The 7,255-nt window shown below is 72.6% G+C and carries 9 protein-coding genes; 5 read left to right on the top strand and 4 right to left on the bottom strand.

What is annotated here, in order from left to right; translation table 11 throughout:
* The coding region (locus MLY01S_RS11465; RefSeq protein ID WP_506256458.1) for an NADP(+)-dependent, decarboxylating phosphogluconate dehydrogenase at positions 1-717 on the top strand (717 nt) is incomplete at its 5' end.
* 157 nt (positions 718-874) lie between these two features.
* On the opposite strand, the gene epsC is transcribed toward MLY01S_RS11465, so the two are convergent.
* From epsC to msrA, 3 genes are all read right to left on the bottom strand, one after another.
* Positions 875-1,462: a serine O-acetyltransferase EpsC gene (gene epsC, locus MLY01S_RS11460; RefSeq protein WP_067192265.1), complete on the bottom strand. Its 588-nt coding sequence runs from the start codon at positions 1,460-1,462 to the stop codon at positions 875-877.
* Positions 1,463-1,581: 119 nt separating this feature from the next.
* Positions 1,582-2,514 (bottom strand): cysteine synthase A, encoded by a 933-nt coding sequence (cysK, locus tag MLY01S_RS11455; protein WP_067192262.1) that lies wholly within the window; start codon positions 2,512-2,514, stop codon positions 1,582-1,584.
* Between the two features lie 72 nt (positions 2,515-2,586).
* Entirely contained in the window at positions 2,587-3,165 is a 579-nt protein-coding gene (msrA, locus tag MLY01S_RS11450; RefSeq protein WP_371327630.1) for a peptide-methionine (S)-S-oxide reductase MsrA, read from the bottom strand.
* A 63-nt stretch (positions 3,166-3,228) separates the two neighbouring features.
* Here msrA and MLY01S_RS11445 point away from each other — a divergent pair, with 63 nt between their 5' ends.
* From MLY01S_RS11445 to MLY01S_RS11435, 3 genes are all read left to right on the top strand, one after another.
* Positions 3,229-4,092, top strand: coding sequence for a Nif3-like dinuclear metal center hexameric protein (locus MLY01S_RS11445; RefSeq protein WP_306301696.1), 864 nt, complete (start codon positions 3,229-3,231; stop codon positions 4,090-4,092).
* Positions 4,089-4,823, top strand: coding sequence for a zinc ribbon domain-containing protein (locus MLY01S_RS11440; protein WP_067192252.1), 735 nt, complete (start codon positions 4,089-4,091; stop codon positions 4,821-4,823). The genes MLY01S_RS11445 and MLY01S_RS11440 overlap by 4 nt, the downstream gene beginning before the upstream one ends.
* A gap of 127 nt (positions 4,824-4,950) precedes the next feature.
* Positions 4,951-5,910: a reverse transcriptase-like protein gene (locus MLY01S_RS11435; RefSeq protein ID WP_067192248.1), complete on the top strand. Its 960-nt coding sequence runs from the start codon at positions 4,951-4,953 to the stop codon at positions 5,908-5,910.
* A gap of 3 nt (positions 5,911-5,913) precedes the next feature.
* Here the strand turns inward: MLY01S_RS11435 and MLY01S_RS11430 are convergent, their stop codons facing one another.
* A complete protein-coding gene (locus tag MLY01S_RS11430; protein ID WP_067192271.1) occupies positions 5,914-6,720 on the bottom strand; it encodes a YaaA family protein in 807 nt (268 codons plus the stop codon).
* Between the two features lie 104 nt (positions 6,721-6,824).
* On the opposite strand from MLY01S_RS11430, the gene MLY01S_RS11425 reads away from it, so the two are divergent.
* Complete coding sequence (locus MLY01S_RS11425; RefSeq protein WP_245232038.1) at positions 6,825-7,157, top strand: hypothetical protein; 333 nt, start codon at positions 6,825-6,827, stop codon at positions 7,155-7,157.
* The last annotated feature ends 98 nt before the right edge of the window (positions 7,158-7,255 follow it).

The following is a 7,255-nucleotide window of genomic DNA, read 5'->3' as shown; positions in this document are numbered from 1 at the left end:
GACGAGGCGGGCCAGAAGGGCACCGGCCGCTGGACCGCGATCTCCGGCCTGGACGTGGGCTCCCCGGTGGCCGCCATCGCCGAGTCCGTGTTCGCCCGCTCCCTGTCCTCCCAGCCCCAGGTGCGCGCCCGGGCCCGCGAGCTACTCGCCGCCGGCACCGAAGGGTCCGGCACCCCGGCCCCGTCCGACCGGGAGGCCTTCGTGGAGGACGTGCGTCAGGCGCTGTTCGCCTCCAAGCTCGTCGCCTACGCGCAGGGTCTGGACATGCTCTCGGCCGCCGCCGCGGAGTACGGCTGGTCCCTGGACCTGGGCACCATCGCCTCCCTGTGGCGCGACGGCTGCATCATCCGCGCCGACCTGCTCGACGTGATCATGCGGGCCTTCGGCGGCCGGGACACCGACCGCCACCCTGAGCCGGGCACCCGCGCCGAGGGCCAGCCGGCGAACCTGCTGTTCGCCCCGGAGTTCACCCAGGCGATCGCCGAGGCCCTGCCGTCCTGGCGCCGCGTGGTGGCCACCGCCGTCGCGGCCGGCGTCCCGGTGCCGGTGTTCTCCTCGGCCCTGGCCTACTACGACGGCCTGCGCGCCGAGCGCCTGCCCGCCGCCCTCATCCAGGGCCAGCGCGACTTCTTCGGCGCCCACACCTACCGCCGCACGGACAGGGACGGCTCCTTCCACACCCAGTGGTCCGGCGACCGCACCGAGGTGCAGTCCTGAGCCGGACGCCCCGGCGTGCAGTCCTGAGCCGGACACCCCGGCCCCGCGAGGACAGCCAGGTCCTGGGAGAGTGAGGGCCCAACACGGTGTCGGGACGCGATCTCATCACCGTGTTGGGCCCTCACTCTGCGGGTCGGCCGCCGTCGTCGGCTCCGGATCAGATCCACATGGCCGGGTCCACGTACTCCGCGGGGTCCACGGCCGGGGCCTTCTCGGTCTTCTCGTCGCGATGGCGGACCCGGGCCGGGATGCCGGTGGCGATGGAGTCGGCCGGGGTGTCCTTGACCACCACGGCGTTGGCGCCCACCGCACTGCCGGCGCCGATCTCCACCGGCCCGAGGATCTTCGCGCCGGCGCCCACGACGACGCCGTCGCCGAGGGTCGGGTGGCGCTTGACCTTCTCCAGGGAGCGGCCGCCGAGGGTGACACCGTGGTAGATCATCACGTCATCGCCGATCTCCGCGGTCTCGCCGATCACCACGCCCATGCCGTGGTCGATGACGAGGCGACGGCCGATCGTCGCGCCCGGATGGATCTCGACACCTGTGAGGGAACGCGCCACCTGGGAGAGCACGCGGGCAGGCGTCTTGAGCCGCTCGTGCTGCCACATCCGGTGGGCGACCCGGTGTGCCCACACCGCGTGCAGGCCCGAGTACACCACGGCGATCTCCAGGTCCCCGCGCGCGGCCGGGTCATGGCTGCGGACGGCCGCGATGTCCTCCTTGAGACGGGAGAGAAGTCCCACGGTGCTCGCCTTTCGCGTCGTGCGGCCGGCCCGGTACGGGGCACGGCCGGAGTCAAGGGAGGCGACGTCGGCACCCGCGGCGGGTGCCGACGTCGTCCTCTGGAAGGAGCGGCTGTGGGTCAGCCGCGGATGTCCTCGAACAGGACGGTGGAGATGTAGCGCTCACCGAAGTCGGCCACCACGGCCACGATCAGCTTGCCCTCGTTCTCCGGCTTCGAGGCCTCCTTCAGGGCGGCCGAGACGATTGCGCCGGAGGAGATGCCGCCGAGGATGCCCTCCTTGGTGCCCAGGTCTCGGGCGGTGGCCACGGACTCCTCGAGGGTGGCGGCGTAGACCTCGTCGTAGAGGTCCTGGTCCAGCACGTCCGGCACGAAGTTCGCGCCGAGGCCCTGGATCTTGTGCGGTCCGGGCTGGCCGCCGGAGAGGATCGGGGAGTCGGACGGCTCCACGGCCACCAGGCGAACACTCTTCTTCTGCTCGCGCAGGTACCGGCCGGCGCCGGTGATGGTGCCGCCGGTGCCCACGCCGGCCACGAACACGTCGACCTCTCCCTCGGTGGCCTCCCAGACCTCCGGGCCGGTGGTGGTGTAGTGCGCCTGGACATTGGCCGGGTTGGCGAACTGGCGGGCCCAGATGGAGTTCTCCGTCTCCGCCACGATCTGCTGGGCGCGCTCGACGGCGCCGCGCATGCCCTCGGAGCCCGGGGTCAGCACGATCTCGGCGCCGTAGGCGCGCAGCATGACGCGACGCTCGGTGGACATGGTCTCCGGCATGGTCAGGATGACGCGGTAGCCGCGGGCCGCGCCGACCATGGCCAGGGCTATGCCGGTGTTGCCGGAGGTGCCCTCGACGATGGTGCCGCCGGGCTTCAGCTCGCCGGAGGCCTCGGCGGCGTCCACGATGGCGCGGCCGATGCGGTCCTTCACCGAGTTGGCCGGGTTGTAGAACTCGAGCTTGACGGCCACGGTGCCGGGCAGGCCCTCGGTCAGGCGGTTCAGGCGGACCAGCGGGGTGCCGCCGACGGCCTCGGTGATGTTGTTCAGGATGGTCACGGTGTGCTCCTCCGTGGAAGTGGGGGTCGGGGGATGTCTGTGGGCAAGGCTAGTCAGCGCAGTCGTGACACGTCAGCGCTCGAGCCACACGGCGTAGTGTTCGCGGGCCTTCGCGATCTTCGGGTCGATCACCACTCGGCAGTAGCCGTTGAACGGCCGCGCGTCGTAGAAGCCCTGGTGGACGTCCTCGGCGTCGAACCACGCGGCGGCCGGCTCGAGGGTGGTGACGATGGGCCGGCGGTAGAGACGCTGCGCGTCCGCGATCGCGGAGGCGAACAGCTGCCTCTCGGCCTCGTCCCGGTAGAACATCGCAGAGCGGTACTGCGTGCCGACGTCGTGTCCCTGGCGGTTCAGCGAGGTCGGGTCGTGGGAGGTGAAGAACATCTGCAGGATCACGTCCGTGGGCACCACGGAGGCGTCGTAGCGCACACGCACCGCCTCGGCATGGCCGGTGGCGCCGGAGCAGACGGCCTCGTAGTCCGGGTCCGGGTGCGCCCCGCCGGTGTAGCCGGAGACCACGTCCAGCACACCGCGTACGCGGCGGTAGACGGCGTCCAGACACCAGAAGCAGCCGCCTGCGAGCGTCAGCTCGCGCACGTCCGGCTCCTGGCGCTCACGGCAGGGGCTCTGCGGGGTCTGATTCACAGTCACATCCGGCACAGCACCGCGCGGCACGGATTCATTCCGGACGTGCTCTTCGGCACAATGGCCTCCATGAGCGAGACCAGCCGCCCCACCGTCGCCGACGTCCTCCGTCTCATGGAGGAGCTCTGGCCGAGCGCGCTCGCCGAGTCCTGGGACGCGTGCGGACTGGTCGTCGGCCGGCCGGATGCGACCGTCTCCCGCATCCACTGGGCCGTGGACCCCGTCTCGGCAGTGGTGGCCGAGGCCGTGGAACACGAGGCGGACATGCTGGTCACCCACCACCCGCTCCTGCTCCGCGGCGTCACCTCCGTGGCAGGCACCGGCTTCAAGGGCGATGTGGTCCACACCCTGATCGAGAACGGCTGTGCGCTGGTCGCCGCCCACACGAACGCCGACTCGGCCGTGGGCGGTGTCTCCGACGTCATCGCCGAGGTCCTGGGCCTGACCCGCCTCCGCCCGCTCGCGCCGTCGGACGGCGGCACCGAGGAGGAGGGCATCGGCCGTGTCGGCGAGCTCGAGACGCCCATGACCCTGCAGGCCTTCGCCGAGCGTGTGCACCTGAACCTGCCGTCCGTGGCCTCCGGCGTCCGCGTGGCTGGCGACCGGCAGGCGATCGTCCGCACCGTGGCCGTCTGCGGAGGAGCGGGCGACAGCCTCTTCGACGCTGTCCGCGCCTCTGACGCGGACGTGTACGTCACCGCAGACCTGCGGCACCACCCTGCCTCGGAGGTCCGTGAAGCCGCGCTCCTCGACGACGGCCGCCCCTACCTGGTGGACGTGTCCCACTTCGCCAGCGAGTGGCTGTGGCTGCCAGCCGGCGCCCAGGCCCTGGAACGCCGTCTCGCCGAGGACGGCCACGAGGTGGAGATGGCCGTCTCCTCGATCGTCACGGACCCCTGGGACTTCATCCTCGTCGGAAGGAACCCCTCATGAGCACGCTGACCGCCACCGCCGCCCAGCGCCAGGCGCTGCTGGACCTGCAGGATCTGGACACGGAGATCGACCGCGCCAAGGCCGCCCTCAACCGGCTCCGCACGGACGAGGAGTTCGCGCAGGCCAAGAAGGACGCCGCCGACCTCGCCGAGCAGCTCGCGGCGGCCGAGGGGGCCCGCCGCGAGGCGGACCGGGATGCCGCCGAGGCCTCCGAGAAGGCCGCGGCCACCCGCGCCCACCGCGACCGCACCCGCAACCGGCTCCACGCCGGTGGCGGATCCCACAAGGAGCTCGAGGCGATGATGCACGAGGCACAGACCCTCGAGGGTCTGCTCGCCGAGCACGACCAGGCCGCCCTCGAGGCCATGCAGGCCGCCGACGCCGCGGCCGGGAAGGTCACCGCCGTCCAGGAGCGGAAGGCCGCCGTCGAGGCCTCTGGCCGCGCGCGTGCGGCCCACCTCAAGCAGGAGGGCCAGCGCATCACCGAGCACGGTCGCTCCCTCGCCGCGCGGCGTGCCGAGGCCGCCGCCGGGCTGCCGGCCGAGATCGTGGCACGCTATGAGAAGGTGCGGTCCCGGAACGGCGGGATCGGTGCCGGGCGCCTCGAGGGCAACCGCTCCAGCGCCTCCGGCACCCCGCTCAGCCCCGCCGAGATCGAACGCCTCCGGGCCCTGCCGGAGGACGCGCTCGCCGAGTGCCCCGAGACCGGCGCCCTGCTGGTCCGCGTCTGAGCATCCGCGCCTGGCGTCCGGCCAGAGCCCTGCGCCCGTTACCGTGTGAGCACCCCCTGACACAGCGTCCCCGCTGAGCCGGCGGCCTCACCGCCGGCCCCGCCGATCCTCGAGGAGGAACCACCCCGTGTCCGAACGCGTCCTGCAGGTCGAAGCCGACGGCGGCTCCCGCGGCAACCCCGGCATCGCCGGCTACGGAGCCCTGGTCAGGGACCCCGTCACGGGCGATGTCCTGATGACCGAGGCCGGGCCGCTGGGCCGGGCGTCCAACAACGTGGCCGAGTACTGCGGCCTGATCGCCGGACTGAAGATGGCGCGTCTGGTGGACCCCTCGGCGCGGGTGCACGTGCTGATGGACTCGAAGCTCGTGGTCGAGCAGATGTCCGGCCGCTGGAGGATCAAGCACGAGGACATGCGCCGTCTCGCCGCCGAGGCCCGGAGTCTCTACCCGGCCGGACGCGTGGACTACGAGTGGATCCCGCGTGCCGAGAACAAGGATGCCGACCGGCTGTCCAATGAGGCCATGGACGCCGGGGCGAAGGGCGTGGACTGGGATGCCGGCGCGTCGGAGGTCACGGTCGCGGCCCCGGACGCCGCGGAACCGGAGCCGACCGACGCCCGGGCCGTTGCTGCCGACGACGAAGAGCCTGCGGCCCCGGCCGCGTCGGGCGCCGCGGAGACCGCGCTCCAGGGACTGCCCGGTCGGCTGCACCACGTCGAGGTCTGGGTCGCGGACCTCGAGGCGGCCGAGCGCAGCCTCGGCTGGATGCTCGAGCAGCTGGGCTACGAGTGCAACGGGCGCTGGAAGCAGGGCCGCTCCTACCAGGGGGCGGGGGAGTACATCGTGCTCGAGTCCGGTGCCGACGTCGCCGACGGCGCCCATGAGCGCCGTCGGCCGGGTCTGAACCACCTGGCGTTCATGGCGGGCACCCGTGCCCAGGTGGATGCGCTGACCGAGCTCGCCCAGGAGCACGGCTTCTCCCTGATGTTCGAGGACACCCACCCGTTCGCCGGCGGGCGCGGACACTACGCGGCCTATCTCGAGACCGACGACGGCTTCGAGGTGGAGCTGGTGGCCACCGCCTGAGCCTCAGCGCTCGGGCAGGACCACCTGCAGCGAGCCGGCCTTGGTCACGGTCGGCTCCACGAGCTCCACGCTCCAGTCGTGGGGGCCCTCGGGGGACCCGGCCCTCTCGACGACGGCCGCCGCCTCCTCCAGGGTTCGCACCTGGGAGGCCGGGGCCGCCAGCAGTTCGCGGGCCACGAGCCCGCGGGTGTGCTTGGCGAAGTGGGACACGACGGTCCGCCTCCCGGCCTTCATCTGGAACACGTCCACGGTCACGGTGCGCCCGGACGGGGCCTTCCACTGGGACGCGTAGCCGCCGGAGCGGCAGTCCACGACAGGGCCTGCGTCCTCCTCAGCGAAGGCGTCGAGCGCGGGTGTGAGGCGCTTCTTCCACCAGGTGCCGAGTCCCGGCATGTCCGGCAGCCTCGCACCGACCGACAGCCGGTAGGCCGGGATCGCGTCGCCGAGCGCGGTGACGCCGAGCAGGGCGGAGAACACCAGGGCGCGGCGGCGGGCCCGGGTACGGGCCGCCGTCGGGAGCGAGGCGTAGTCGAGGGCGTCGAAGAGGACGCCGGTGTACACCCGGTGGGCGGCTGCGGCGGGGTTCTGCGTGATCGTCCGGTTCGCCTCGACCTCGGCGGCGAGGCTCGCGCCGACGCCGAGCACCTCGAGCGCGTCCTCGCGTCCGGAGACGCGGGCGAGCCGGTCGAGCAGCTCGGTCCGGGCGGCGGTCACCTCGGGGTCGTCGGCCAGGACCAGGCCGGACAGGTCCAGCGGTCGGCCGGAGGCGGGCGCGGTCTTGCCCTCGGAGGGCGGCAGGAGGATCAGCACGTCGTCCACCCTATCCAGGCAGGAGGGCGGCTACGGTGGAGACGGCCCGGAACCGGGTCCGGGGCCATCGCACCGGCGACCGTGCAGCGGAAGAGGAGACGGACATGCAGGGACTCAGCGTGCTGGCCATCGACGCCATGGACGTGTTCGGTGTTCTCGCCCCTGCGGCCTTCCTCGTGCTGATCGCCGCCTTCGTGATCGGAGTGCGCTCCTCCGGGACCCGCCGGACGAAGGAGCGCGTCGGCGAGGCCGAGCTGCGCGAGGGCACCTTCACCGGCGCCGAACGGGCCACCCTCGAGTGGCCGCGCAGCCGCCGGAAGCCCACCCTGGCGGAGGTGCTGCGCATCGCAGAGATGTACGGATACCGCCTGACGGACCGGGAGGATGCAGACGACGTCGTGGTCCTGCGCTTCGAAAGGGTCCACGAGGATGACTGAGCCCACCCGGACCCGCACCGCTCGCCGCGCACAGGCACAGGGGCGGGGCGGTCGTCGGGACGACGCGGACGGCGGCGGTGCCTCCGGCAGATCAGGGG

The sequence above is a fragment of the Micrococcus lylae NBRC 15355 genome, assembly GCF_001570885.1.
Classification (GTDB): Bacteria; Actinomycetota; Actinomycetes; order Actinomycetales; family Micrococcaceae; genus Micrococcus; species Micrococcus lylae.
Note: the sequence above shows the minus strand (reverse complement) of the source record. Positions and strands in the feature narration are given on the sequence as shown.